This window comes from Roseimicrobium sp. ORNL1, assembly GCF_011044495.1.
Lineage (GTDB): Bacteria > Verrucomicrobiota > Verrucomicrobiia > Verrucomicrobiales > Verrucomicrobiaceae > Roseimicrobium.
Genome location: NZ_CP049143.1, coordinates 4,901,647 through 4,925,844 on the forward strand (window position 1 = coordinate 4,901,647; position 24,198 = coordinate 4,925,844).

A 24,198-nucleotide genomic window follows, 5' to 3' on the forward strand; every position below is an offset into this window, starting at 1 on the left:
CCATCGCCGTCACTTTCCATGGAACGCTTCACGATTGTCATTCCCACGCTCAATCGATGCGAGACGCTTGCTCACACCCTGGAGACTTGCATCGCGCAGGAGGATGAAAATTTTGAAATCCTGGTAAGTGACAATCTCAGCACGGATGCCACGGCGGAAGTGCTGGAATCCTTCCGCAGCAGGGACCCGCGCCTCCGTACGGTACAGCCTCCACAGCGGCAGGGGATGGCTGACCACTGGGAGTTTGCTCTCAGCAAGGTGGAAAGAGGTTTCTTCATGATCCTGGGTTCGGACGATGGTCTGTTGCCTGGTGCCGTTTCGACGGCGAGAAGACATCTCTCGGAGAGCCCAGGTGCAAAGGCGCTGCATGCCGGTCTCCAGGCCATGTATTTCTACCCGGGTGCCTACAGTGAATGGTCAGACTGTCTGCAACTTCATCTCACCAGAACGCCGGATACCCGCGGTGTACGCGAGCGTTTGAAGAAAGCCGCAGCAGCAGACGAGCATTATGCGCTTCCCTTCTGCTACAATTTTGGCTGGGTACGAACAAGTGTGCTGGATGATCTGGTGAGCCGGACGGGGCGCCGCATTTCCTCGCTGTTTCCTGACAGCTACCTCGCCATAGCCACCGCGTGCCTCATCAAGGATGAGGAAATGATTTCCATCCCACCCGTTGGCGTGCTGGGATTTTCCGGAAAAAGTACCGGGTGCAGCTTTGCGAAACGCGACGCTTCACCAGACATCCAGGCGGCGTTCAACGAGGGAAACACCATCGCGCTCCACCCGAAAATCCGATACACCGAGGCGCTCGATTTCCATTTTGGCGATGCCTTCTTGAGAGCGGAGGAATTGGGGTTGCTTCCATCTGGTATCACCATCCACTGGGAGAAGCGTGTGGCACGAGCCTGCGCCGATTTCCACAAGACACCCTGGCAGGAAGATGAGAGCGCCGCAAAATGGCGGGCCCTGCATGAGCAGGCCGCCCTGGTCGGCTGCTCGCATGTGCTGGAAGGTGCAGGTGCACCAGACTTCCCTGACATCTCAACCTGGATTTCCCAGTTGCCTTACGGCCTGGAGTCTGACGATCCCCCGTTTGAGCTTTCGCTGGATACGGCCCCGCTCCATCTGCGAGGAATTCATGATGCCGTCAAGCTCGCCAGCGGTCTCCTGGAAGCGGGCCGAAAGGGAGCCGCCCCCCTCATCTTCGCTGAAGCAAGCCCGGCCGATCTTCAGAACTGGACCATGATGAACCTCGTGCAAGAACGCCGCGAGACGCATGAGAAGTGGCTCGCCGCCGGCAAGGAGCTCCGCCGACAGCTCACCCAGCAAGAGGCAGCTCGCGCCGAGCTGGAAGCGGAGCGCGAAAAACTGCAGGTCATCAAGGCAAAGCTGGCCGAGACAAAGACAAAACTCAACGCAACGAAGCAAGCCCTGGCGCGGTTCAAAAGCGCGCCCGCCCCCTCTCGCACCAAATCTTGGCTCCCCAAGTGGTTTGGGTCCTGACGTCCGAGCATGGGAGAAAGACCCCGGCCACCAAAACGCATAAGCCCCTCAGAGAGAGTAAAACACATTGGAAAATGGGCTCAAAAATCCCTTGAAGAGACCCCGAAGACAAAGAAGGACGTCGAAAAAAACCTCAAAGAGGCGCTGAATCGCGAGGCTCATCTTTGAACCCTTTTTGGGACAGCCTTTGGCGTCGGGACATGCGATAGTCCCAGTCAACCTCGGCCGCCAACTCCCGTTCACACATCAACGGCCGCCCCAATCGCTCTGATGAAAGTCGTCATTCTCTGTGGTGGTCTCGGCACTCGTTTGCGCGAGGAAACGGAATATCGGCCCAAACCCATGGTGCCTGTGGGGAACCGGCCCATCCTCTGGCACATCATGAAGCACTACGCTTCCTACGGGTACAAGGAGTTCATCCTTTGCCTGGGCTACAAGGGTGAGGTCATCAAGGACTACTTCCGCAACTACCACTGGAACACCAGCGACGTCACCATGAAGCTGGGGAAGAATCCCAAGATCACCTGGCACAAATGCCACGATGAGGAGGACTGGACGGTCACCATGATCGATACCGGGGACAAGACCATGACCGGCGGACGCCTCAGCCGTGTGCTCAAGTTCATCGATGAAGAAGAGTTTCTCCTCACCTACGGCGACGGGGTCTCGGATGTGAACATCTCCAAGGCCATCGAGTTTCACCGTGCCAAAGGCGCAGAGGTCACCCTCACCGCCGTGCGTCCCGGCGGGAGATTCGGCGAGCTCGGCCTGGAGAGCGGCATGGTGACCAGTTTCCTAGAAAAGCCGGAGGACAGCCCTGCCTACATCAATGGCGGTTTCTTTGTCATGAACAAGAAGGGCATCGCCGACCTGCTCACCGGGGACGACTGCATGCTGGAGCGCGATCCACTCGAAAAGCTTTCGCAAGCCGGAAAGCTGGCCGCCTTCGAGCACAATGGTTTTTGGCAGTGCATGGATAACCTCCGTGAGATGGCCTTGCTCAATGACCTCTGGAACTCCGGGAACGCACCATGGAAGTCATGGTAACTGCGTTCGGCGGCGTCTATCAAGGCAAGCGAGTGCTCGTCACCGGCCACACCGGATTCAAGGGTGGCTGGCTGTCCCTCTGGCTGCGTGCCCTGGGCGCGGAAGTGAGTGGCTATGCGCTGGCGCCAGCGCCGGGCGATTCCCTCTTTGCCATTCTGCCTGCGGATACCTTCCGGCATTCGTGGATTGCAGATTTACGAGATGCAGACACGATGAAGAAGGCCATCGCGGAGTGCCGCCCGGAAATCATCTTCCACCTCGCGGCACAACCCATCGTGGGCGCCTCCTATCGTGCACCGCTGGATACCCTCACGACGAATGCTGTGGGCACCGCCACCCTTCTGGAGGCCGTGCGGGACGCCGATTGCCCCGCAGCGGTCGTGGTCGTCACCAGTGACAAGTGCTATCGCAATGACAATGCGGGCCGCCCTTTCCAGGAAACGGATCCGCTCGGCGGTCATGACATCTACTCCATGAGCAAGGCAGCGACTGAGCTCGTGGTCACTGCGTGGCACGCCTCTTTCTTTGCCAACTCCCCATCGCTGGGACCTCTCGCCACCGGTCGTGCTGGCAATGTCATCGGCGGCGGCGACTATGCGGAGGACCGCCTGATACCGGATGCTGTGCGCGCCTTCGTGAGCAAGCAGCCGCTGGTCTTGCGCCGTCCCCAGGCTTCGCGTCCCTGGCAACATGTGCTGGAGTCCGTGAGTGGCTATCTTGCCTTGGGCCAGCGCCTGCTCTCTGCGCCCGACAAGACCCGGCTCTTGAACTTCAACTTCGGCCCCAATTCCGAAGCCGAGCGCTCCGTGCAGGAACTGATGGGCTGCTGGCTGGCCACGTGGCCGAACGCCATGCAAGTGCACAGCGAACCGCAACCTGCCTACGGCGAGGCCACGCGGCTCCGCCTGGACCACAGCCTTGCCGTGCAGGAGTTGGGATGGCGACCGGTTTGGGATTTCCAGCAGACGGTCGCACACACCGCCGCGTGGTATCGCGAGCGTCACGAACGCCATGCCGACACCGCACGCATGCTGAACTTCACCCTCGAACAAATCCACACCTATACCCGTGAGGCCGCCAGCACAGGCGTTTCATGGGCGAACTGACTCTATTCATCTCCTTCATGGCCCAAACCTTCTCCTGCAGCTCTTGTGGTTCCACCCATCTGGAGAAGGTCATTGACCTGGGACTTCAGCCGCTGGCCAACAATCTGCTCCGACCCGAGGACGTGAGCCGTCCGGAGCCGGAGCCGAGGTTTCCCCTGGAGGTCTGGGTGTGCATGCAGTGCTGGCTCATGCAGATCACGCACATCGTGCCGCCAGTGACGCTCTTCAGCGAGTACGTGTACTTCTCCTCCTTCTCGGATCACATGCTGCGGCATGCCCGGGAGGCCTCGCTGCGCTACATTGAGGAAAAGAAGCTGGGGGCACAGAGCCTGGTCATCGAAGTGGCAAGCAATGACGGCTACCTGCTCAAGAACTTCGTGCAGGCCGGCGTGCCCTGCCTGGGATTCGAACCAGCGGTGAACATCGCTGAGGTCGCGCGGAAGCAGGGCGTGGAGACGCGTTGCGAATTCTTCGGAAAGCAATCCGCTGCCGCACTGAAGGCAGAACGTGGCGCTGCGGACCTCATCCTCGGAAACAACGTTTTCGCCCATGCGCCGGATACCAATGACTTCGTGGCAGGCCTGGCGACACTGCTCAAGCCCGATGGATGGATCGTGCTCGAGTTCCCCTACGGCATGGACATGATCGAGAAGGTCGAGTTCGACACGATCTACCATGAGCACGTGTTCTACTTCACGCTGCTGCCGTTGATTCCGCTGTTTGAGCAACACGGCCTGGAAATCTTCCACGTGGAGCGCATCGCCATTCACGGAGGATCCTTGCGCATCTTTGCCGCGCATCGCGGTGTGGAGCAGGCGCGCGATTCCCTGGTCGAACGTGCGGCGGACGAAGTGTACCACGGCGTGAACAGCATGCCGTACTACCAGCGCTTCAGCGAACGCGCCGCAAAGGTGCGCCGCGGCCTCATTGCCTTTCTGGAAGAACAGCAGGCCGCAGGAAAGCGCGTCGCCGCTTATGGCGCTTCTGCCAAAGGGAGCACACTTCTGAACTACGTGGGCGAGGCCGCTGCCACCTTGGAGTTCATGGCGGACCGCAGCACCTACAAGCACGGCCTGCTCAGCCCCGGCCTGCACATCCCCATCGTGCCCGCTGAATCCCTGGCTGAGAAACAGCCGGACTACGCCCTGCTGCTCGCGTGGAATTTCGCGGAAGAAATCATGAAGCAGCAGGCTGCCTATGCGGAAAAGGGCGGCCGCTTCGTCATTCCCCTGCCCGAGTTACGTGTGGTCTAGAACGAGGCGCCATGAAAACACAGTGTCCAGGATGTCAGGGCAAGCAACTCACCCAACCGTGGGTGGTGCCCGGACAACCCGCTGTGCTGAACTATCGCTGCCACTCACACACGGCGGCGACGAAGGTTCCCTTGCTGGACCTCCATCTCGTAGAATGCCATGAGTGCGGCCTGGTCTTCAATGCGGGCTTCGATGAAAGCCTGGTGCCGTATGACGGTGGCTATGACAATCAGCAGTCGCATTCCTCTGTCTTTTGGAATCACATGGAAGAGTGTGCCCGGCACCTGGCCACACACTATGCCGCGCCCGCTGGGTCAGGCATCGTCCTGGAGCCAGGCTGTGGCAAAGGGGCCTACCTCAAGATGCTTTGCAAACTCACGGGCTGGCGCGGCCTTGGCTATGACACGACCTCCGAAGCTGCGGGAGAAGGAGAGCACAACACCCATTTCGTGAACCGGAACGCGAGCACCGGGGACATCCCGACAGGCATTCACGCGCTGGTCTGCCGTCATGTCATTGAACACGTCGGCGATGTGGGTGCCTTCCTTCGGTTGCTTCATGAGATGGCCGTGGCGGGAGGTGCCAAAGTCACCTACATTGAAACTCCGTCGTGGGAGTGGATCGTGGCGCAGGCTGCGTTTTGGGACGTCTTCCACGAGCACTGCAACTACTTCACCGCGGCGACACTGCAGCACCTCGCCAAGGACGCCGGCTTTCATGTACTGGAACACTTCACCACCTTCGGTGGGCAGTACCAGTCGCTCTACCTCGGTACCAGCGACACATTTGCATCCAGAGATCGCGCACAGCCGTCGCCATCGGAACTCGATGCGTTTGCGAGGAAGGCCGATGCAGCAAAGGCAACCTTGCAAAGCCACCTCGTGGTAAACGGCGCCGGTCGTGGCCCTTACGCCATATGGGGCGCAGGCGCCAAGGGTGTCACTCTGGCCAATACCTTCACTCATCTTGGCATGGCCCCCTCGATAATCATCGACAGCAACCCGGGCAAGGCAGGGACCTTCATTCCAGGAGTCGCTGTTCCCGTACATCCGCCCGGGCGTGCGACGCTTGAGAAGGTGCCGCTGATCGTCATTCCAAATCCCAACTACCTACCCGAAATCCAGGAGACCCTGCGCAACCTGGGCTTGAATCCCACGCTCGTTTCGATTTGATGCTCGCTGGCAACGGCCCACTCTCCATGGCCTCTCGCATGATATTCTCGTCCACAGGCATCGAAGGTGTTGTCCTCGTGGAATCCCAACCCCACCGCGACGAGCGGGGCTTTTTCGCGCGGACCTATTGCGAGCGTGAGTTTGCTGCGAACGGCCTCAATACCCGGTGGGTGCAGCACAACCAAAGTCTGAGTCTCACCGCCGGCACCCTGCGTGGCCTGCACTACCAGACTGATCCTCATGCGGAAATCAAACTGGTGCGCTGCCTGAGTGGCCGCGTATGGGATGTGGTGGCAGACCTCCGCAAGGGCTCCCCAACCTTCGGTCGCTGGGAGGCGCATGAACTCAGCGAAAGCACCATGCGCGCGCTCTACATTCCTGCTGGATGTGCCCACGGCTTCCAATGTCTCTCGGACACCTGTCAGCTGTTTTATTTAATGTCAGAAGTCTATGAACCCAACTGCTCCGCGGGTGTGAGGTGGGATGATCCTGATCTCGCCATCCAGTGGCCACTCCCGCCACAGCATCTTTCGCCGCGTGACGAAGCCCTGCCATTGCTGAAGGACATCGCATGAAGATCTTTGTAACAGGAGCAAATGGGTTCATTGGCCGCGCCTTCTGCCACGCAGCGATTGCTGCGGGTCACGAGATCCTGGGACTGTGCCGGCATTCCACCGTTCCACTTCCTTCCGGCTGCCAGACGCTTGTCGGCGACCTGACGAACCTGCCGTGGGAGGACGTGCAACGCTTCGCCCCGGATGCGCTGCTTCACCTCGCATGGATCGTCACGCCCGGTGCCTACCTGACTTCTCCCGTGAATGACGCCCTGATTGGCCAAAGCGAGGAACTCTTCAGAAAGGCCACGGATCTCGGGGTGCGTCATCTCGCCGCTACAGGCACGTGCATCGAGTATGCTCCCGCAGAGCAGCCACTGGGGGAGGATGTTTCCCCTCTCGCGCCCACGCTCACCTATTCGCGCGCGAAGATGGCCACCAGCAGGATGCTTGAGTCCGTGGCCACGGAGAGAGAGGTCCTCTGGACCTGGTTTCGCATCTTCTATTGTTTCGGTGAAGGCGAACATCCCGACCGCATCGTCTCATGGATCATGCGCAAGCTCGCGGCTGGAGAATCTGTCGAGGTGAAGACGCCGGACAGTGTGAAGGACTACATTCACGTGGATGACGTCGCCTCCGCGATGCTCTGGTGCCTGGAGAAAAAAATCACGGGATCGGTCAACGTCGCGTGTGGCCACGGCGTCAGGATTTTCGACCTCGCGCAGAAGATCGCCCAGGTCGTGCAGGCGGAGCCTTCGCTGGTTTCTGGAGCCAATCCTCCTGCTCACGATCCGTTCCCGACCACCGTGGCGGACATCTCCCGTCTCAAAGATACCGGCTGGACTCCCCGCCTCTCGCTCGCGCAAGGCTTGGAGCGCATGTGGCAAATCTCGAATTCCGTTCGCTGACCGTTCCCCTCCCCCAAACCCCACGCATGAAGCTCGAACTCGATACCGACTCCAACACCCTGCGCATTCACGAGCATGACAAGGTGGAGACCATACCGCTCTACAGCACCAGGGGATTCGAAATCCTCTCGGATGCCTGGGTAAAGGTCGGCTGGAACCAGAAGCACCCCTACACCTTCACCTGGTGGGGACGTCCGATGATCCAGCACCCGGAGGACGTGCTGCGTATTCAAGAGGTACTGTTCGCCTTGAAGCCGGACTATGTGGTGGAGACGGGGGTGGCACATGGTGGCTCGCTCATCTTCTACGCAAGCCTCTTTGAAGCCGTCAATCATGGGAAGGTCATCGGCGTGGACATCGAAATCCGGCCCCACAACCGCAAGGCCATCGAAGCCCATCCCATGGCAAAACGCATCACCCTGGTGGAAGGCAGCTCCACTGCGCCAGAAGTGGTGGCACAGGTGAAGAAGCTCATTCCAGAGGGCTCCAAGGTGCTGGTGATTCTGGACTCCAATCACACCAAGGCCCACGTTGCAGCGGAACTACAGGCCTACCATGACTTGGTCAGCGTGGGGTCCTACATCGTCGCCACCGATGGCGTAATGAGCCTGGTGCATGACGCCCCCCGCGGCACCCACTCCTGGATTCTGGACAATCCCACCGAGGCCGCCCGGGAGTTTGCCGGGAGGAATCCGGATTTTGTCGTGGAGCAGCCCAAGTGGCTCTTCAACGAAAGCGACCTCAGCCAGAACGTCACCCACTGGCCGGGAGCGTGGCTGAAGCGGGTACGGTGAACGTTTCAAGAGCCGCGGAAGGCTGCGCCATGGCAGGTGGCACGACACTGCAGAAGTCCTTGCAGGAGACTGTGGCTTGGGGCAGACACAGGTAGTCTGTCCCCCTCCACCTGTAATGCCGCTTAAAGACATCTCCGTCGTCATTCCGACAAGGAACTGTAGGGATCTCATCCAGTCCTCCTCCGCGCTGATGCGTGAGTGGGTGAGTGAGGTGGGTGAAATCGTGGTGGTCGACAGCCAATCCTCGGATGGCACGGTGGAGCTTCTTCAAGAGTTGCTTCCCTTTCCTCACGTCAAATTCTTGAGCCATCCCCCGGGGCTGTATGCTTCATGGAATTTTGGGATTCAGAACTGCTCGCTACCTCTGACTTATATTGCCACGGCAGGCGACTCCATCTCCGCCGCAGATCTCGACTTCCTGGCATCCACAGCAGCCTCGACTGAGGCGGATTTGGTCGTGTGTGCTCCGATTTTCCGGCATGCCCCAGGAACCTCTGCCACTGCTCCCTCCTGGCCCATCCATCATCTCATGGAGCTGCTCAAGGAGGGTGATTTCATCGAGCTCAGTGGCACAGACCTGACCGCCTTCGCGCTCACCCATTGCACCCCTCCCCTGCGTTATCACGCGTGGACGGGAAGCGCCGCCAGCAACATCTACCGTTCGGCGACCCTAAAGCAGCACCCATTCCCGGAGGACGCGGGGCACTCAGGCGACACCCTGTGGGCAGTACAGCAGTCCCGCTTCGTCAAAGCAGTGTTTTGCCGCCGCTCATGCGGCAGCTTTTACGTCCACACAGAGCCCAAGGTATTGGATGCCTACGAGCAGACGCGCATCTTCACCAAGTTCCACGCGGCGTGCCATGAGGCTCTTGAGTGGATGCTGCAACAGGATGATGCACTCGATGGGCCACTGACACGAGCCTACCTGCGCCAGTCCTCCCAGAACCAGAAAATGGTCATGGAACTCATCACCGCGCTGACCAGCCAGCAGGGAGCCATCCAGACTGAGATGCAGAAGAAAGAGCAGCACAAGCTCCGCTGCGCAGAATTAACCCAACAGCTCGACGACTTGCGCAGCGAGGTCAAAAATGGAAAAGCAGCCCTGTCCCGCGTCGAAAAGAAAGTTCCTCGCTGGGTGCTGAAACTATTCGGGGTGAACCATCACAGCAGCTGATCCACGGCAGACAAAAATTCGATGTCGCTTCCCTCCTCCAGTGATTCTCCAGTTCCCCAGTCCACCTCAAGCGAGGCTGGCTCGGTACAGGACAAAGTGCTCTTCTCCGTAATCACGATTTGCCGGAACTCCGAAGGCACGCTGGGCACCGCTCTTAAGAGTCTTGCCGCCCAGACGTACACCAACTGGGAATGGATCATGGTGGACGGAGCCTCCACCGATGGCTCCGTGGCTCACGCCTCCATCCTTGAGGGAAAGGGCGTGCGGCAGACCGTCATTAGTGAACCGGATCGCGGCATCTATGAAGCCATGAACAAGGGAGTGCGCCGTGCTCGTGGGACTTATGTCCACTTCCTGAATGCGGACGACCTTTACCATGATCCGCGGGTGCTGGAGGATATCGCCCTCGCCTTGGAGCGGAACTCGTTCCCAGACCTTCTCTACGGAGACATCGTCGTCGTGGATCCCGCAGGCAAGGAATCCAACTACATCTCTCCAGAGCCGGAGAACGCCCTGCGCGAGATGGTCTGCGGATGCCTGCCGCATCAAGGCTGCTTCGCCAGCCTCAACCTTTTCAATCAAACAGTGGGGCTCTTCCATGAAGAATACCGGACGGCTGGCGACTACGATTGGATGATACGCGCCCTGGTCAGCGATAACGTGCGGACCTACCACCTGCCAAGACTCGTGGCCCGGTACTGTTCTGCGGGGGCATCTTCAAAGCTGGAGTCCAGTCTGCCCGAGTCATTTGCGGTTCTGAACAAGAACATCGCGCTTCAGCAGGCCTTGGGCACCCAGGGGATTCTTGAGGCCTACCAGCAGCAGGTCCTGTCCCTCAGGCTGCAGATTCAACAGCTGCAAACCAGAGAAACCAGCCTCGCCAAACAACTGCAAAACGCCAAGGAACGGCTCGCACAGGCCAACCAGAAGAAGGACACCCTTCGCGCCAAAATCGACGCTGGCAAAACCCGCCAGAGTGCCTCGTGGATGCCCAAATGGCTGCGCCCCGGCAATCCAAAAACGTCGGACCAAAAAGGGGCTGACAATCAGCCCTAAACGAGCCTTCCCCCGGACCCGCCGCAATGGGCAGAAGCAAGACTTGCGTCGTGCCCAATCGGTGATCTCTTACGCGTCCTCCCCATGCCAACTGCCGCCGACTCATCCTCACCTCAAGGACTGCAAGCCATCATAGCCCCAGAAGTATTTGGGGACGAATTTTCCGAGGCCATCCGTAGTCTGGCACGCTCAGCGCCAATAGACTCCGTCCTGGAAATTGGCTCATCTTCCGGTGAGGGCAGCACGCTCGCGTGGGTGGAGGGATTGCGCCAAAATCCGCGGAAGCCGAAGCTGTACTGCATGGAGGTATCCAAGGTGCGGTGCGAGGCTCTGGAGCGGCGTTGGGGACCGGAGGGTTTCGTTGAGTGCTTCTTGGGCTCTTCCGTCGATTTGGATCAATTCCCCACCGAGGCCGAGGTCGAGACGTTCTACAAAACGGTCGAGGGTCCTCTGCGGAACTACCCGCTCGAGCAGGTGCTTGGCTGGCTTCGCGAGGACAAGGCATACATCACCGCGGAAGGGGTGCAGACGGGGCGCATCCGTGAGATCAAGCGAAGCCGTGGCATTGAGAATTTTGGCGCGGTGCTCATCGACGGCTCCGAGTTCACCGGAAACGCGGAACTGGATGAAGTCTACGGTGCTGAATTCATCCTGCTGGATGATACACAGACCTACAAGTGCCATCAGGCGCATCAGCGGTTGCTCCACGATCCTGCCTACCAGCTCGTCGCGGAGAATCCCTCACTCAGGCATGGCTACTCCGTCTTCCGCCGCCGCAGAAGCACCGCGCTCGATCCGCTCCCGAACGATGCGCCCGTGCATTACTTCACGATTGTCCTCAACGGTGAGCCTTTCATCCGGCATCACATGGAGGTGCTGAAGCAACTCTCCTTCCCCTGGCACTGGCACATTGTGGAAGGCGCTGCGACACTCACGCACGATACTGGTGCCTGGGGCCGTGCTGAAAAGGGAGCGCTCAATCAGAATCATCACCGCAACGGTCTCAGTACGGATGGCACGTCCGCCTACCTGGACGAGCTTGCAGCTCTTTATCCAGAGCGCGTCACCATCTACCGCCCACCCGCTGGACGGTTGTGGGATGGGAAAACGGAGATGGTGGCCCAACCGCTCAAGAACATCTTCGAAGAAGGCATCCTGTGGGAAATCGATGCTGATGAGCTGTGGACCCAGGAGCAACTGGAGACAGGACGCCGCATGTTCCTCGAGCATCCCGAGAAATGCGCCGCCTGGTTCTGGTGCCATTTCTTTGTCGGAGAGAAGCTGGTCGTTGCATCGAGATACGGCTATTCCCAAAAGCCGACGCAGGAATGGATCCGCGCATGGAGGTTCACTCCCGGGATGAAATGGCTGACCCATGAGCCACCCGTCCTGGCCCGGCGCCTGGAGAATGGCCAGTGGAAGGATGTGGCTGAAGGCAGGGTATTCACGCATCAGGAGACTGAAGCCCTGGGCCTCGTCTTCCAGCACTTTGCCTACGCCACGGAGGCCCAGGTTCAGTTCAAGGAGAGCTACTACGGCTACGCCGGAGCCGTGGCTGCCTGGCACAAGCTCCAGAACTCACAGACCTTCCCAACGCCGCTCCGCGAGCACTTCGCATGGGTGGACGGTCATGCGGAAGTAGACACCATCGAAGCCAGAAGAATCACTCCGCTGGCAAAGTACGACCGCGGCAGCAACCGGTGGACCTTTTCATCCCACGCAGCGGCACAGCCCAGCCTGCCGAAACACACCACGACGATTGTGGTCGATGGAGTTTTCTTCCAACTCAACAACACCGGCATAGGCCGCGTGTGGAGTGAGACGCTCAAGTTGTGGGCCGCCTCGGACATGGCGAAGCACGTGTGGATTCTGGATCGCAATGGGACGCTGCCACCGATCCCCGGACTCCGCAGAATCAGTGTGAAGCCCTTCAATATCGAGGAGCCGGGAAGCGATGCCTTCATGCTTCAGGATATCTGCGATGAGCTCAAGGCAGATGTCTTCATATCCACGTACTACACGGCGCCCATCTCCACTCCGACGGTGGCGATGATCTACGATATGATTCCCGAGCTGCTCAGCTACGATCCGCATGAATGGCAGTGGGAGCAGAAGAGACTCAGCATCAGCCATGCGGTGCATTTCGCCTGTATTTCTGACTGCACTGCAAAGGACCTCCGGCGGTTGCATCCTGAAATCCCGGAAAGCGCCATCACGGTCACACCGCTCGCCGCCGCTCCGAGCTACCGGCCTGCCAGCGCCGAGGCCATCGCTGACTTCCGCCGCCGTCACGGCATTCATAAGGACTATCTCATGCTGGCTGGTGAACGGGCCGGCTATAAAAATGCAGCCCTGATCTTCAAGGCATGGTCACTCTTGACCAAGGAGGAGCGCGATTCCCTGATGTTTGTTTGTGCGGGTGGCAAACCCGAACTGGAACATGCACTCAGGGTGCATGCGCCTGATGCGGAAGTGCGCGTCATCCGTTTCAGTGACGAAGACCTGGCCACTGCCTATACCGAAGCTGTCGCTCTGGGTTACCCTTCACTCTACGAAGGCTTCGGCCTGCCTGTCCTGGAGGCCATGGCTTGTGGCTGTCCAGTGATCACCACCCGCCGCTCCTCCCTGGTTCAGGTCGCCGGAGATGCCGCGGTCTTTGTGGACCCGTGGGATCCGCATGCCACGCTCTCGGCGATACGCATGCTGCTCTCCGACACGGAACAAAGACAGCGCTATATCCAAGCCGGTCTCGCCCACGCGGCCACCTTCTCCTTCGAGAGGATGGCGGCCCAGCTTTCCCGCATCCTGCTCGACACTGCCGCCACCGCTCCCAAAGACGAGTCGGGCCGCTTTGAAAACGTCTGGAAGGAAACGCGCCTGCTGCAGCTGCGGACTTCGGATCTGATTGCCAAGATGGACAAGGTCAAGTGGCACCTCGCCAAGAGAACCGAGGAAGCCAAAACAGCCTCCAGCGCGCTGAAGAAATCACAGAAGCAACGTACCAAAGCCGAAAAGAACCTGAAGGCAGAACGCCAGAAGCGGAAGAACCCGCTCAAACGCCTCTTGAACAAACTTCGCGGTAAGAAGAATCCATAAGAGACCCAGGCTGACTTTATCGTTCTTTTCAGCGCCCTCGACCTCGCTCGATTCACGCACCACGCACTTCATTTCCATGTTCGGCAAACTCTTTGCAAAGTCACGGGGGTCAAAACTCGGTGACGCAGTCCAAAAGCTTGATGACCGCCTGCGCTCCACGCGCGGCGAGATCGAGTCCGTGAAGGAAAAGGTGCAATCCATCAAAGCCAAGCTGGGAACCGCAAGCGACAAGAGCTCCCAAATCCTCCAGCAAAACGAGGAACTGCGCGCCGAGAACAGGCTTCTCGCGCGCGAGATGGAATCCCTGAAAATGCTGTGCGGCAGGATGGCGGTCGACAGATTCGCCGGGAAGCCACCCGGCACGCCATTCAGGGCTGTGGAATTCAAGGTGTTCTCCCAGTGGGGAGAGGATGGCATCTTGCAACATTTGATTCATCACCTGCCCATCACCCGGACGGAGTTTGTAGAGTTCGGCGTGGAGGACTACCGCGAGGCGAGCACCCGATTCTTGCTGATGAATGACAACTGGCGCGGCCTGGTGATGGATGGCTCCGAGGCGCATATCCAGTCGATTCAGGGAGCCTACAACCACTGGTGCCACGACCTCACCGCCCGCTGTGCCTTCATCTCTCCCGAGAACATCAATCAGCTCCTTGAGGACGCAGGATTCACCGGGGACATCGGCATCTACAGCGTGGATGTCGATGGGATGGACTACTGGATATGGAAGGCAACCACCGCAGTTTCTCCCATCATCGTCATCAGTGAATTCAACGGCGTATTCGGCAGTGACATCGCGGTCACCGTGCCGCCGGACGCAGGCTTCATGCGCTCGAAGGCGCACTATTCGAACCTGTTTTATGGAGCATCCCTTTCCGCCCTTGAGCATCTGGGCCGCGAGAAAGGCTATTCTCTCGTAGGAATCAACTCGGCAGGAAATAACGCATTTTTCATACGCCAGGATATGCTGGGAGCCTTCCCGGCACGCACGGCGAAGGAGGTCTTCGTGGAGGCCCGCTATCGTGAGGGTCGCGACCCTGAAGGGCGGCTGACCCTGGCTTCGCCCAAGGAAAGACGCGAAACCGTCAAGGACCTCGTCGTCTACAATGTGCGGACTGGTGCCACACAACCCCTGTCAAAGGCCTGGGCGGAAGCGGCTTCTTGAATTCGTGCACCCTGAGCTCCCAGTCCTACTGCCCGGTAATTCCCGGGACGAGTGCGCGTTTCATCAGGCGCGATATTGACACAAGGGGTCTGAGCAGCAACCCTCAGCAAAGTCCAATTCCGCCTCTCGTCCATCTGCGTACGCACACCTTGGGTTGCGCCCACAAGGGAAGATGAAGGGTTTTGCGCTGCTCACGTTTTTCCCCTCTCCGTCACCATCCATGCTCCGTCGTTTTCTGGCTCCAAAAATCTCCCTGCTGCACGCCACCCGCGGCAGACCGGAGCAGGCGCTGGAGGCACGGGAGAAATGGATTCGTGCAGCGGCGAAGCCCCGGCGGATTGAGCACATCTTCGCGGCAGACTGCGATGACGAGGCCACGCAGAAGGCCATCAAGAGCCTGCCACATCGTGTGGTGCCGGAGAAGGGCGGTGGTTGCGTCGCGGCCTGGAACCTGGCAGCGCAGGCGAGCACGGGAGACGTGCTGGTGCAGCTCTCCGACGACTGGACGCCTGTCCCCGGATGGGATGAAGAATTTGTGCGCCGGCTGCGGGATGTCCGCCAGCCGGGCATCCTCCGCCCCAGCGATGGACACCGGCGGGATGACCTGCTCTGCATGGCCATCCTCACGCGCCCCCGCCTGAAGCAGCAGCAAGGAGAGTTCCTTCACAGCGGGTACCTCGGCATCTACTCGGATGATGAGTTCAGCTTCCGTGCGTATCAAGACGGCGTGGTTATTGATGCCCGGGACCTCGTGCTCACCCACGACCATCCGAACTACAACGCGGCGGTGGAAATGGATGAAACCTACCTCGCGCAAAACAGCACCGAGCGCGACAAGACCGGTCGCAAAATCTTCCTGAAGCGCAATCCCCGCGCCAAGGGGCACTGGCTGCACGAGGGGCGCTGGGAGCGTTTCTTCGTTCCCCTGCCTCCCGGTGAATCCTGGCAGACCAAGCCACCGAAGCCTGCGCCCTCCGTCACTTCTGATTCATGAGCCGCGTCGTCATCATCACCCGCACGATTGACCGTCCGGTGCTGCTGGAGCGCACGCTGCAGAGCATTCTCGCCCAGACCTACACCGACTGGCACTGGGTGGTGGTGGATGGTGGAAACACGGATGCCGTGCCACGTCTCGCGCAAGCTTACGGCGAGCGCTTGCAGGGACGCATCACCCACTTGCGCTTCGTCAATCCGACGCCCGGCATGCGTGGCATTCCGCTCAATGCGGGCATCAAGGAATCGCAGAGTGAATTCATCACGCTGTTGGATGATGATGATACGTGGGACCCTTCTTATCTGCAGACCATGGTCCGGGCCATGGACACCCGCCCGCATCCGAATGTGCGGGGCGCGGTCTGCCGCACCTTGTGCGTCCATGAGTCCAGCGTGGAGCATGGCCTGAAGCCCCAGCGCAGCTACGAGCTCAACCCCAAGCTCGCGAATATCACCCTGCCAGTGGTGGCGGTGGTGAACTGCTTCTGCACCCACGCCTTCCTCTATGATCGTTCGGCACTGGAAACGGTGGGAATGTATCCGGAGGATTATCCGGTACTGGAGGACTGGCATTTCAATCTGCGCTTCCTGCTGCATCACGAGATCGTGGTCGTCCCACAGACGCTCACGCACTACCACTTCCGCCCTCCGGAGGTGGATGGCGTGCAAGCCAATTCACAGACCGCGGAGCGCGACGATCACAAGTTCCATGAAGCACGATTGATCAACGAAGCGTTGCGCGAGGATCTCCGTACCGGGAAGATGGGACTGGGCCACATCCTGTCCCAGGCGGCCCTCACGAGACAACTCACGGCCACCTTGCACAGTCACGAGAGCAGGATGAAATCCATCGGCGACAAGACCGGCAAGATCGACACGCGCACCAAGGAACTGAAGGATAAGCTTCTCGATAAACGAGGCTAAGATAGATGCCCCCATCCCATCCTCCCACCCACGGCCACCTGATTCGCGTTTCGCAGGTGTTCCAGGACCAGGTCACAAGCGTCTTCAGCCGGTTGGGCATCTCCCAGACATCTGCCCTCGGGCAGGAGTATCACTGGGCCAAGGACTTCACAGGCGATTCGCTTTACGACAAAGCGGCCTCCATCTTCGTGCGCTGGCACATTCCGGTGCATCACGCCTGGCCATGCAATCCGCAGAAGATGGACGGCTTCATCGAGAAGGCCGCGCAGGCCATCCTGAAGAAATTTGGCGGCATCGACTTCCAAACCATCCTCATGGGGCAGCTAAGTGCAGGCAGCTCATCCGGGTACTACAAGCAGCTCGCCTCCAATCTCCGCGGGCGTGTGCTCCAGCTATTCCCTGAAGTGGCCTCACGCGGTCTCGATGCCGAGTCACAAGACCCGGAGAAGACCACGCTCTTCTGCCTCGTTGGCAAGGAAGGCCTCTATTGCGGCCTGCAAAGTCCCCGTGCCGCCAATGGCTTTTATCCAGGTGGGACCAAGTTCATTGCGCAGGGCGATGAGAACACCATCAGCCGTGCAGGAGCGAAGATCGCTGAGGCCCTGCACTACCTGCGCCTGCATCGCGCCGTGCCGGCAGCAGGCAGCCACTGGCTGGAACTCGGCGCGAGTCCGGGCGGCATGACTTCCGAACTGCTGAACCGGGACTACCGTGTCACCGCGGTGGACCGTGCACCCCTGGATTCCAGGTTGCGGCATGAGCGGCAATTGCTCTTCGTGCAGTGTGACGTTGCGGAATTTCAACCTCCTGAGGTCACGCGATACGACGCGCTGCTTTGCGATCTGAATGGTGAAGCAAAAGACTCCATGCAGCAGGTCATCCGCCTCGCTCCTTCCCTCAAGCAAGGTGGCCTGATTGTATTCACCCTGAAGATGCCGGGCATTGCCACGGTGCATGGGGTTCTGACGCTGCTGGATGACGTGTGCAAGGATGCCTCACAAGCAGGCCTGCGCGTCCTGGCGCAGACCCACCTGTCCTACAACCGGCACGAGTTCACACTCTTCTTTGAGAGGGAGTAGTGGCGGACACCGCAGAGTCGGGATGACTGCCGTCAAGGAGTGGGGCCATTCCTGGCCCCATTGATGGGTGGCAGCGATGGGAACGTGGTTATCGCGCTTTGTCTCGTTCGACACGTTGTAGATAGCCTTGAAGTAGCCACAATGCCGTAGACCTCGCAGCGCAAAATGGGGGCAGGAATGCCCCCACTCCTTGACCGATAGCCACACGTTGTCGTGGAGGTTCGCCTACACCCCCAGCGCCTGCTGCATCTGTTTCCGCACTTCGGTGAGGCGTGCCACGTCGCCGCCTTTCACTTCGGCGGTGGCCCAGCCGGTGAAGCCGATTTCGGCGAGGGCATCACGCACTTCGTTCCAAGGGAGATCATCATCGGGGCTGGTGATGTCCACAAACTTGCCCTGCTTGCGACTGAAGCCCTTGATGTCCAGCTTCACGGCACGGAAGCCGAAGGCTTTCACCCAGGCGGCAGGCTGGCCGTACTTCCAGTGATTGCCGATGTCGTAGTACATGCCCACCCAAGGACTGTTAAAACTATCGACAAACTTCACAAAGCGGTCGGCGGTCTGCTCCGGGCCTGCATCGTGATCGTACATCATCTGGTTCCACACGTTCTCGAAAAGAATCCTCTGCCCGAGTGATGCGGCGAGCGGGATGGACTTTTTGATTTCCTGACGGCAGCGCTCTTCAATCTCCTCCGCAGGACCATCACTCCCCTTCCCCACCACGATGAGAATGCCGCTCCCACCAGCGGCGTGCGAGACGCGCAGGCAGTGGTCCATGTTCGCACGCGCCTGTTCCCTCACCTTCGCATCTGGGTCGGTGAGACGCACCTTCCAGTGGTCGTGGTTGATCGCGTTGTGTGCGAAGACGCCGGACTCCTTCACAGCATCGCGTGCTTCATCGGTGGTGAAGCGTCCTGCTTCGTCGAAGTCCACGCCATCGAATCCTGCTTCCCCGGCCATCTTCAAGCGCTCTACCAGGGTGAGGTCGCGATCACCGGCCTTCTTCGCAATCATGCCCAGCTTGCAGGAAAGCAGAACACGACGACCGCTGGGCGCCGGCAGGATGGTCTTGCCAGTCGATGCCACGGCAGCAGCATCAGCAGCCTGTGTCAGGGAGGGAGCCTGCGCCAGCGATGCAGCCACGGCGCCAGCACTGCCCAGGGAGAAGAAATGACGGCGGGAAAGCGGTGAGGAGGGATTCATGGAGGGAGGCATACGCAGTCCTGCGCCGTGCACTTTCCCCAGGTCACAATGTCACCATTGGCAGGCAGATTCCGATTGGATGCTTCACTGCCCGAGCATGAAACACCATTCCTGGTAGTCGCTCAGCATCCATCCCGCCGAGGTCTGTTCCATCAACCAGTGATAGGGAACGCAATAGGCATCAAGCCAGGGCGGCCAGGGGCGGGTGCTCATCCACTCATGGCCTCCCTTGATTACCGTAGTGCCGGGAGGACCAGACAACTGCGGCCGGATGACCACGCATTTTACCCATGGAAGGGTCAGGAGATAGAGCACGGGTATGGCTATCACGAGCAGCGTCCATGTCGCCGCATGAGACTTGCTGAGAAGCTTTGTGCTCATGGGGGTGAATATATTCACAGGGACCTATTTGTCAGCAGTGGGGTGTTCCATACGACGGCGTGAAGATTAGCATTCTATGAGGATGAGGTTAGTCACCTGCATGGGATTCAACACAGAGACGCAGAGGAACTTCGGAGACTGAGAATGAAACCGGAGCTGAGGTGAAGTGGGCTACCCGTAGATGCTCATGCACGTCTCGTGATCGAATAAGCCCTCACCACATGAAGAGGCTCCCCAAGGCTCCACCTGGCGCGCAGCGCCTTGGAGTGCGGTGCGGAGCACCGCTTTGAGCGAAGCGGCCTGGCATTCACATCCGCGCAACTTCAAAAAAGACACACACCGTGTGAGGCACCGTATGCTTTCTACCCGCCGGGAGTACTGCACAACGAGGTCGCCCCGTTCAAAGCGGTGCTTCGCACACGCACTCCAAGGCGCTGCGCGCAAGGTGGCTCACCAAAGATGCCTTCCGCACCACCACACTTGTTCATCTCACGAGACGCGCATGAACATCTGCGGGATTTCGGCGAGTCCCACTCCTTGATCACAGCGCTTCACACACGAACTCGCCGGTTCCAGCTCTTTTGCTGCTTCGCTGCTTTGCGTTTACCTCAACAGCACGCACTGCCTGCTCACGCCTGCAACTCCGCCACCTGCGCCATCAAGTCCTGGCTGATGCGCCGGTACAAGTCCTTGCCGGTATATTCGCTGTAGTTCGCGGGGTCATAGTGCCACAGCTTGCCAATGACGAGAGTGATGTCTGATGGCTGAGGCAACGCGCCACCACGTGGCAGGGCTTTGCGCGCGCCAAAGATGCGCACGGGCAGCACGGGCACGCCAGCCTTGGCCACCACGAGTCCCACACCAGGCTCGCCGGGGAGCATGTCACCATCGAGCGTGCGGGAGCCCTCCGGGAAGACCAGTATCTTGTCTCCTGCCTTAAGCTGGCGGATGACGATCTTCAGGCTGGTCATGTCCGGGCGGTCCTGGTCCACGGGAATGGAATTCAGCAGGCGGTAGAGCGAGCCCAGTACCGGGGCACTGAACAGGGACTTCCGGGCGAGGTAATGAAGCTCCTGGTCAAATGCAATACCCACCACCGGAGGGTCAAGGAAGCTCTCATGATTGCTCACAATGAGCACGCCGGCCTGACCCTTGAGCTGGTCCGTATCACCGACCACCCGATAGTTGTAAAAGCCGCGCAGGATAAGCTTGGCCAGAGTGTAGAAAAACCGATACGTGAAGTTCATGGCGCTGCAGTGAATTCAGGGTTCAAGCAGCAGCAGTCACGCCACGCTCACGGAGCAGTTCCAGGATTCGCGCCACCACCTGCTCCAGCGTCATCTCCGAGCTGTCCACCACCACGGCATCCGCCGCTGCCGTGAGCGGCGCGGTCTTGCGGGTGGAGTCGATGCGGTCGCGCTCGCGCACGCTGTCAGCGTGGCCTTGAAGTCCGCGGCGCTTGGCGCGCACTTCCTCGCTCGCATCGATGTAGAACTTCACGAGCGCGTCCGGGAAAACCACGGTACCGATGTCGCGACCTTCCATCACGGAGCGGTGCGTATGGCCAACATCACGCTGCATGGCCACGAGGATCTCACGCACCTGCGGAATCTTTGCCACGTAGGACACGCCGCGATTCACCGACTCGGAATTGAGCTGGGACTCCACGTCCGCGCCATTCACGCGGATGACACTGCGGCCACCTTCCACGGTGCACTGGAAATCCGTGCCCTGCACCACGGCGAGCACGGCGGCTTCATCCTCGGGATTGGTGCCGGACTCCACCACGGCCCACGTGGCGGCACGGTACATGTTTCCCGTGTTCACATAGATCCAGCCGAGCTTCGCGGCGACTTCACGCGCCACGCTGCTCTTGCCGGAGGCGGCGGGGCCGTCCATGGCAATGACCTGGGGAGCGCGGCTGCTCATGACTGGTCTTGAGAGGAAAGACGCTCACCCACCTCCTGCGGCACGCGGTTGATCACCGGCGTGGGCTCGTCAGGGAATCGCGGTTCATTCAAAAAAAGGGAGAGATGCTGTTCGAACCCGGGATAGGAGGTCGAGATGCACTCGGTGTCATCGATGGTGGTGACACCCTCGGCATACAGACCGGCAATCGCGAACGCCATGGCGATGCGATGGTCGCCGAAGCTGGTCAGCGTGGTGCCGGTGAGCTCCATGCCCCCGGTGATTTCCATGCCATCCGGGAACTCTTCCACGGGTACTCCCATGAGGCGGAGGTTCTGCGCCACGGCGGAGATGCGGTCCGTCTCCTTCACACGCAGCTCGCCTGCATCCTTGATGATGGTGGTGCCACGCGCCAGCGCTGCAGCGACGGCGAGGATGGGCAGCTCATCGATCACATTCGGAATCTCGTCGCCGCCAATCACGGTGGCATTCAGCTCGCCGCCGTGAATCACCACGTTGCCGCGAGGTTCGCCGTCCGGGTAGTTCACATTGTCGCTGATCTGCGCGCCCATGCGGATGAGCACGTTGAGAATGCCGGTGCGGGTGGGATTGAGGCCCACGTCCTTGAGGGTCAGCTGAACGCCTGGCGTAGCCGCCGCAGCCACCATCCAGAAGGCGGCGCTGGAGATGTCTCCGGGCACATACAGGTCCTTCGGCTCAGGCTTCTGGCCGCCGTAGATGCTCACGGTATTGCCATCGCGGACGACCTTCACGCCGAAGTGTGCGAGCAGCCGCTCGGTGTGGTCGCGGGTGACCGCAGGCTCCACCACGGAGGTCTTGCCCTGCGTGTTCCAGCCTGCGAGCAGCACGGCGCTCTTCACCTGCGCGCTGGCCATGGGAAGGGCGTAGGTGATGGCATTCAAGTCACCGCCGTGCACCGTGATGGGTGCGCAAATCTTGTCCCCCTGCCCCGTCACCTTCGCGCCCATGAGCGCCAGCGGGTCCGCCACGCGCTTCATGGGGCGGCGGGAGAGGCTCTCATCACCTGAGAGCGTGGTGTTGAAACGCTGCGCGGCCAGGAGGCCGGACATGAGGCGCATGGTGGTGCCCGAGTTCCCGCAGTCAATCGGAGCGGCGGGCGCCTTGAGCCGCATGCCATGGCCGGTGACGGCCAGCCTCACGGGCTTGCCACGGCCGTCTGTCTCCAGCACCTCACACTCCGCACCCATGGCCTGCATGGCCGCGAGCGAGCAGAGGCAGTCTTCGCTGGGGAGGAAGTTGTCGATCACCGTCGTGCCCTCGCACAGGCCGGCGAACATCACCGACCGGTGGCTGATGCTCTTATCCCCCGGGACGGTGATTTCGGAAGGGATGTGCTTGAGTTTGCGGACTTTGATCTGGGACATGATTCAGGAACTGGCAGGCACGCCCTGCCGGAGCAGTTGAGCCTCGTGTAGGAAATGACGAAGAGCTTTCTCATCCATCTTCTCCAGCATCGCAAGCAGTTCATTGAAACGGTCCCGCGCGTCCGTCAGGGCGGCGAGGACCTCGGTGCGATTCTCCAGCACGATGCCGCGCCACAGGTCGGCGTCTCCGGCGGCCACCCGGGTGGTGTCGCGGAAGCCATTGCCAATGCAACCGGCGGCGTCCTGGTGGTCATGCAGCGCCGCCAGGGTCACGGCAGCGGCAGCGAGATGCGGCAGGTGGCTGACGCGGGCCACGATGCGGTCGTGGTCCTCCGGCGACATTTCGCGGAGGCGGCAGCCAACCTTCACCCACACGGCGCGGGTGACCTGCAGGGCGGAGGCGTCGGTGAGCAGCGTGGGCGTGAGCAGGCAACTGGCGCCCTCGAAGAGGTCCGCCCGGGAAACTTCAAAGCCGGCCTTCTCCGAGCCTGCCATGGGGTGGCTCCCGAGAAAGTGGAGCTGGCTGCCTGCAAAAATCTGCTCCAGGGCGAAGACCACAGATGTTTTCACGCTCCCGACGTCTGTCACCACACATCCCGGGCTCACGGGCGCCTGCACGAGTTGCTTGGCGATGGCGGCCATGTGCTCCACGGGCATGCACAGGACGATGAAATCCGCGCCCGACACCGCCTCATGGAGGTCCGAGGTGGCCAGGTCGGCAATGCCGGACTTTCTCACCTGCTCAGCCGCTTCCTCGCGCCGCGCCCACACGCGCAGGTGGATGCCCCCGCAGCGCTCCCGCAGGGCGCGCAGCAGCGAGCCCCCGAGGAGACCGGGCGCCAGGATGGCCACGCGTTCAGGAAAGCGGGAATTCACGGGAAAAGACGGGGAGAGGACGGGACAGTCGGGGAGGAAAGAAAAGGCGCGTTGGGATGCCAACGCGCCCGCAATTCTTAGAGTATCAGGTCTGCTGGAGAATCAAGGCACCAGGAAGACCTTGCCCGTGCGCGGGTCACGCACCTTCTGGCCGGGGGTGAAGTCACGCACATCCACCATGTTCTCCGGCTTCTGGTCGGAACCGGGGGGATAGACGAAGCCCTTGCGGCCAGGAACCGGGGAACCGTAGCTCGCGGGAGCCACCGTGGTGGTGGTCGTCGTGGTAGTATTCGTCGGCGGGGGCGGAGGCTGCGGAAGATTGTTTTCCGTGGGCGCCGGCTGCACCGAGTTCTCCGGAGGCGCAGTGCTGGTGGTCTCCGTCGTTTCCGTGGTCGAGGTCGTGGAGGTCACGCCGGGAGCGGTCGTCGCGGTGGTACCGGGCAGGTAGCGCGACTGGCTGGAGGGCGGGTTGTCCAGCGAATAGCCGGAGCCACGACGGCTCTCCGTGTCAGACGCACCGTAGGGCCAGGTGGATTCGCAGCTTGCGAAGCTTACACAAAAAGCGGCACCGAGGAGACGCAGGAGGTTGATGTGTTTCAT

General features: G+C 60.3%; 22 protein-coding genes. 15 read left to right on the plus strand and 7 right to left on the minus strand.

Features of this window, described 5'->3' with window-relative positions:
- Window positions 1-18 precede the first annotated feature (18 nt).
- From G5S37_RS19885 to G5S37_RS19955, 15 genes are all read left to right on the plus strand, one after another.
- The gene (locus G5S37_RS19885) at window positions 19-1,503 is read left to right on the plus strand and encodes a glycosyltransferase family A protein (protein ID WP_165206188.1); all 1,485 of its coding nucleotides are present in this window, start codon (window positions 19-21) and stop codon (window positions 1,501-1,503) included.
- 270 nt (window positions 1,504-1,773) lie between these two features.
- Window positions 1,774-2,550 carry a glucose-1-phosphate cytidylyltransferase gene (gene rfbF / locus G5S37_RS19890; protein ID WP_165206189.1) on the plus strand — a complete coding sequence of 259 codons (777 nt, stop codon included), beginning with the start codon at window positions 1,774-1,776 and terminating at the stop codon, window positions 2,548-2,550.
- Entirely contained in the window at window positions 2,544-3,656 is a 1,113-nt protein-coding gene (gene rfbG / locus G5S37_RS19895) for a CDP-glucose 4,6-dehydratase (protein ID WP_206026070.1), read from the plus strand. Before rfbF ends, rfbG begins: the two co-directional genes overlap by 7 nt.
- Window positions 3,644-4,909 carry a class I SAM-dependent methyltransferase gene (locus tag G5S37_RS19900; RefSeq protein WP_206026071.1) on the plus strand — a complete coding sequence of 422 codons (1,266 nt, stop codon included), beginning with the start codon at window positions 3,644-3,646 and terminating at the stop codon, window positions 4,907-4,909. The genes rfbG and G5S37_RS19900 overlap by 13 nt, the downstream gene beginning before the upstream one ends.
- Window positions 4,910-4,920: 11 nt before the next feature.
- Window positions 4,921-6,081, plus strand: a complete 1,161-nt coding sequence (locus G5S37_RS19905) for a class I SAM-dependent methyltransferase (RefSeq protein WP_165206191.1) — start codon at window positions 4,921-4,923, stop codon at window positions 6,079-6,081.
- 38 nt (window positions 6,082-6,119) lie between these two features.
- Window positions 6,120-6,656, plus strand: a complete 537-nt coding sequence (gene rfbC / locus G5S37_RS19910; RefSeq protein ID WP_165206192.1) for a dTDP-4-dehydrorhamnose 3,5-epimerase — start codon at window positions 6,120-6,122, stop codon at window positions 6,654-6,656.
- Window positions 6,653-7,543 carry an NAD(P)-dependent oxidoreductase gene (locus G5S37_RS19915; RefSeq protein WP_165206193.1) on the plus strand — a complete coding sequence of 297 codons (891 nt, stop codon included), beginning with the start codon at window positions 6,653-6,655 and terminating at the stop codon, window positions 7,541-7,543. Before rfbC ends, G5S37_RS19915 begins: the two co-directional genes overlap by 4 nt.
- 26 nt (window positions 7,544-7,569) lie before the next feature.
- Window positions 7,570-8,337 carry a CmcI family methyltransferase gene (locus tag G5S37_RS19920; protein ID WP_165206194.1) on the plus strand — a complete coding sequence of 256 codons (768 nt, stop codon included), beginning with the start codon at window positions 7,570-7,572 and terminating at the stop codon, window positions 8,335-8,337.
- Between the two features lie 115 nt (window positions 8,338-8,452).
- Window positions 8,453-9,511: a glycosyltransferase gene (locus tag G5S37_RS19925; RefSeq protein ID WP_165206195.1), complete on the plus strand. Its 1,059-nt coding sequence runs from the start codon at window positions 8,453-8,455 to the stop codon at window positions 9,509-9,511.
- 21 nt (window positions 9,512-9,532) lie between these two features.
- Window positions 9,533-10,567 carry a glycosyltransferase gene (locus G5S37_RS19930; protein WP_165206196.1) on the plus strand — a complete coding sequence of 345 codons (1,035 nt, stop codon included), beginning with the start codon at window positions 9,533-9,535 and terminating at the stop codon, window positions 10,565-10,567.
- 84 nt (window positions 10,568-10,651) lie between these two features.
- Entirely contained in the window at window positions 10,652-13,663 is a 3,012-nt protein-coding gene (locus G5S37_RS19935) for a glycosyltransferase family 1 protein (RefSeq protein ID WP_165206197.1), read from the plus strand.
- Window positions 13,664-13,739: 76 nt separating this feature from the next.
- A complete protein-coding gene (locus G5S37_RS19940; protein ID WP_165206198.1) occupies window positions 13,740-14,828 on the plus strand; it encodes a cell division protein ZapB in 1,089 nt (362 codons plus the stop codon).
- 220 nt (window positions 14,829-15,048) lie between these two features.
- Window positions 15,049-15,822, plus strand: a complete 774-nt coding sequence (locus G5S37_RS19945) for a glycosyltransferase family A protein (RefSeq protein WP_165206199.1) — start codon at window positions 15,049-15,051, stop codon at window positions 15,820-15,822.
- Window positions 15,819-16,745 (plus strand): glycosyltransferase, encoded by a 927-nt coding sequence (locus G5S37_RS19950; RefSeq protein ID WP_165206200.1) that lies wholly within the window; start codon window positions 15,819-15,821, stop codon window positions 16,743-16,745. The genes G5S37_RS19945 and G5S37_RS19950 overlap by 4 nt, the downstream gene beginning before the upstream one ends.
- Before the next feature lie 5 nt (window positions 16,746-16,750).
- On the plus strand, window positions 16,751-17,824 hold the full coding sequence (locus G5S37_RS19955; RefSeq protein ID WP_165206201.1) for an SAM-dependent methyltransferase: 1,074 nt from the start codon (window positions 16,751-16,753) through the stop codon (window positions 17,822-17,824).
- 225 nt (window positions 17,825-18,049) lie between these two features.
- On the opposite strand, the gene G5S37_RS19960 is transcribed toward G5S37_RS19955, so the two are convergent.
- The 7 genes from G5S37_RS19960 to G5S37_RS19990 all read right to left on the minus strand — a co-directional run bounded on the left by G5S37_RS19960 (window position 18,050) and on the right by G5S37_RS19990 (window position 24,198).
- A complete protein-coding gene (locus G5S37_RS19960) occupies window positions 18,050-19,027 on the minus strand; it encodes a sugar phosphate isomerase/epimerase family protein (protein ID WP_165206202.1) in 978 nt (325 codons plus the stop codon).
- A gap of 84 nt (window positions 19,028-19,111) precedes the next feature.
- A complete protein-coding gene (locus G5S37_RS19965; RefSeq protein WP_165206203.1) occupies window positions 19,112-19,408 on the minus strand; it encodes a hypothetical protein in 297 nt (98 codons plus the stop codon).
- Window positions 19,409-20,037: 629 nt separating this feature from the next.
- A complete protein-coding gene (locus tag G5S37_RS19970; protein ID WP_165206204.1) occupies window positions 20,038-20,655 on the minus strand; it encodes a lysophospholipid acyltransferase family protein in 618 nt (205 codons plus the stop codon).
- Window positions 20,656-20,677: 22 nt separating this feature from the next.
- Entirely contained in the window at window positions 20,678-21,337 is a 660-nt protein-coding gene (gene cmk / locus G5S37_RS19975) for a (d)CMP kinase (protein WP_165206205.1), read from the minus strand.
- Window positions 21,334-22,722: a 3-phosphoshikimate 1-carboxyvinyltransferase gene (aroA, locus tag G5S37_RS19980; protein WP_165206206.1), complete on the minus strand. Its 1,389-nt coding sequence runs from the start codon at window positions 22,720-22,722 to the stop codon at window positions 21,334-21,336. Before aroA ends, cmk begins: the two co-directional genes overlap by 4 nt.
- 3 nt (window positions 22,723-22,725) lie before the next feature.
- Window positions 22,726-23,598 carry a prephenate dehydrogenase/arogenate dehydrogenase family protein gene (locus G5S37_RS19985; RefSeq protein ID WP_165206207.1) on the minus strand — a complete coding sequence of 291 codons (873 nt, stop codon included), beginning with the start codon at window positions 23,596-23,598 and terminating at the stop codon, window positions 22,726-22,728.
- Between the two features lie 102 nt (window positions 23,599-23,700).
- Complete coding sequence (locus tag G5S37_RS19990) at window positions 23,701-24,198, minus strand: hypothetical protein (protein ID WP_165206208.1); 498 nt, start codon at window positions 24,196-24,198, stop codon at window positions 23,701-23,703.

Coding starts and splice junctions, on each gene's coding strand:
- G5S37_RS19885 (WP_165206188.1), top strand. CDS start 19: ATGGAACGCTTCACGATTGTCATTCCCACGCTCAATCGATGCGAGACG.
- rfbF (WP_165206189.1), top strand. CDS start 1,774: ATGAAAGTCGTCATTCTCTGTGGTGGTCTCGGCACTCGTTTGCGCGAG.
- rfbG (WP_206026070.1), top strand. CDS start 2,544: ATGGTAACTGCGTTCGGCGGCGTCTATCAAGGCAAGCGAGTGCTCGTC.
- G5S37_RS19900 (WP_206026071.1), top strand. CDS start 3,644: ATGGGCGAACTGACTCTATTCATCTCCTTCATGGCCCAAACCTTCTCC.
- G5S37_RS19905 (WP_165206191.1), top strand. CDS start 4,921: ATGAAAACACAGTGTCCAGGATGTCAGGGCAAGCAACTCACCCAACCG.
- rfbC (WP_165206192.1), top strand. CDS start 6,120: ATGATATTCTCGTCCACAGGCATCGAAGGTGTTGTCCTCGTGGAATCC.
- G5S37_RS19915 (WP_165206193.1), top strand. CDS start 6,653: ATGAAGATCTTTGTAACAGGAGCAAATGGGTTCATTGGCCGCGCCTTC.
- G5S37_RS19920 (WP_165206194.1), top strand. CDS start 7,570: ATGAAGCTCGAACTCGATACCGACTCCAACACCCTGCGCATTCACGAG.
- G5S37_RS19925 (WP_165206195.1), top strand. CDS start 8,453: ATGCCGCTTAAAGACATCTCCGTCGTCATTCCGACAAGGAACTGTAGG.
- G5S37_RS19930 (WP_165206196.1), top strand. CDS start 9,533: ATGTCGCTTCCCTCCTCCAGTGATTCTCCAGTTCCCCAGTCCACCTCA.
- G5S37_RS19935 (WP_165206197.1), top strand. CDS start 10,652: ATGCCAACTGCCGCCGACTCATCCTCACCTCAAGGACTGCAAGCCATC.
- G5S37_RS19940 (WP_165206198.1), top strand. CDS start 13,740: ATGTTCGGCAAACTCTTTGCAAAGTCACGGGGGTCAAAACTCGGTGAC.
- G5S37_RS19945 (WP_165206199.1), top strand. CDS start 15,049: ATGCTCCGTCGTTTTCTGGCTCCAAAAATCTCCCTGCTGCACGCCACC.
- G5S37_RS19950 (WP_165206200.1), top strand. CDS start 15,819: ATGAGCCGCGTCGTCATCATCACCCGCACGATTGACCGTCCGGTGCTG.
- G5S37_RS19955 (WP_165206201.1), top strand. CDS start 16,751: ATGCCCCCATCCCATCCTCCCACCCACGGCCACCTGATTCGCGTTTCG.
- G5S37_RS19960 (WP_165206202.1), bottom strand. CDS start 19,027: ATGAATCCCTCCTCACCGCTTTCCCGCCGTCATTTCTTCTCCCTGGGC.
- G5S37_RS19965 (WP_165206203.1), bottom strand. CDS start 19,408: ATGAGCACAAAGCTTCTCAGCAAGTCTCATGCGGCGACATGGACGCTG.
- G5S37_RS19970 (WP_165206204.1), bottom strand. CDS start 20,655: ATGAACTTCACGTATCGGTTTTTCTACACTCTGGCCAAGCTTATCCTG.
- cmk (WP_165206205.1), bottom strand. CDS start 21,337: ATGAGCAGCCGCGCTCCCCAGGTCATTGCCATGGACGGCCCCGCCGCC.
- aroA (WP_165206206.1), bottom strand. CDS start 22,722: ATGTCCCAGATCAAAGTCCGCAAACTCAAGCACATCCCTTCCGAAATC.
- G5S37_RS19990 (WP_165206208.1), bottom strand. CDS start 24,198: ATGAAACACATCAACCTCCTGCGTCTCCTCGGTGCCGCTTTTTGTGTA.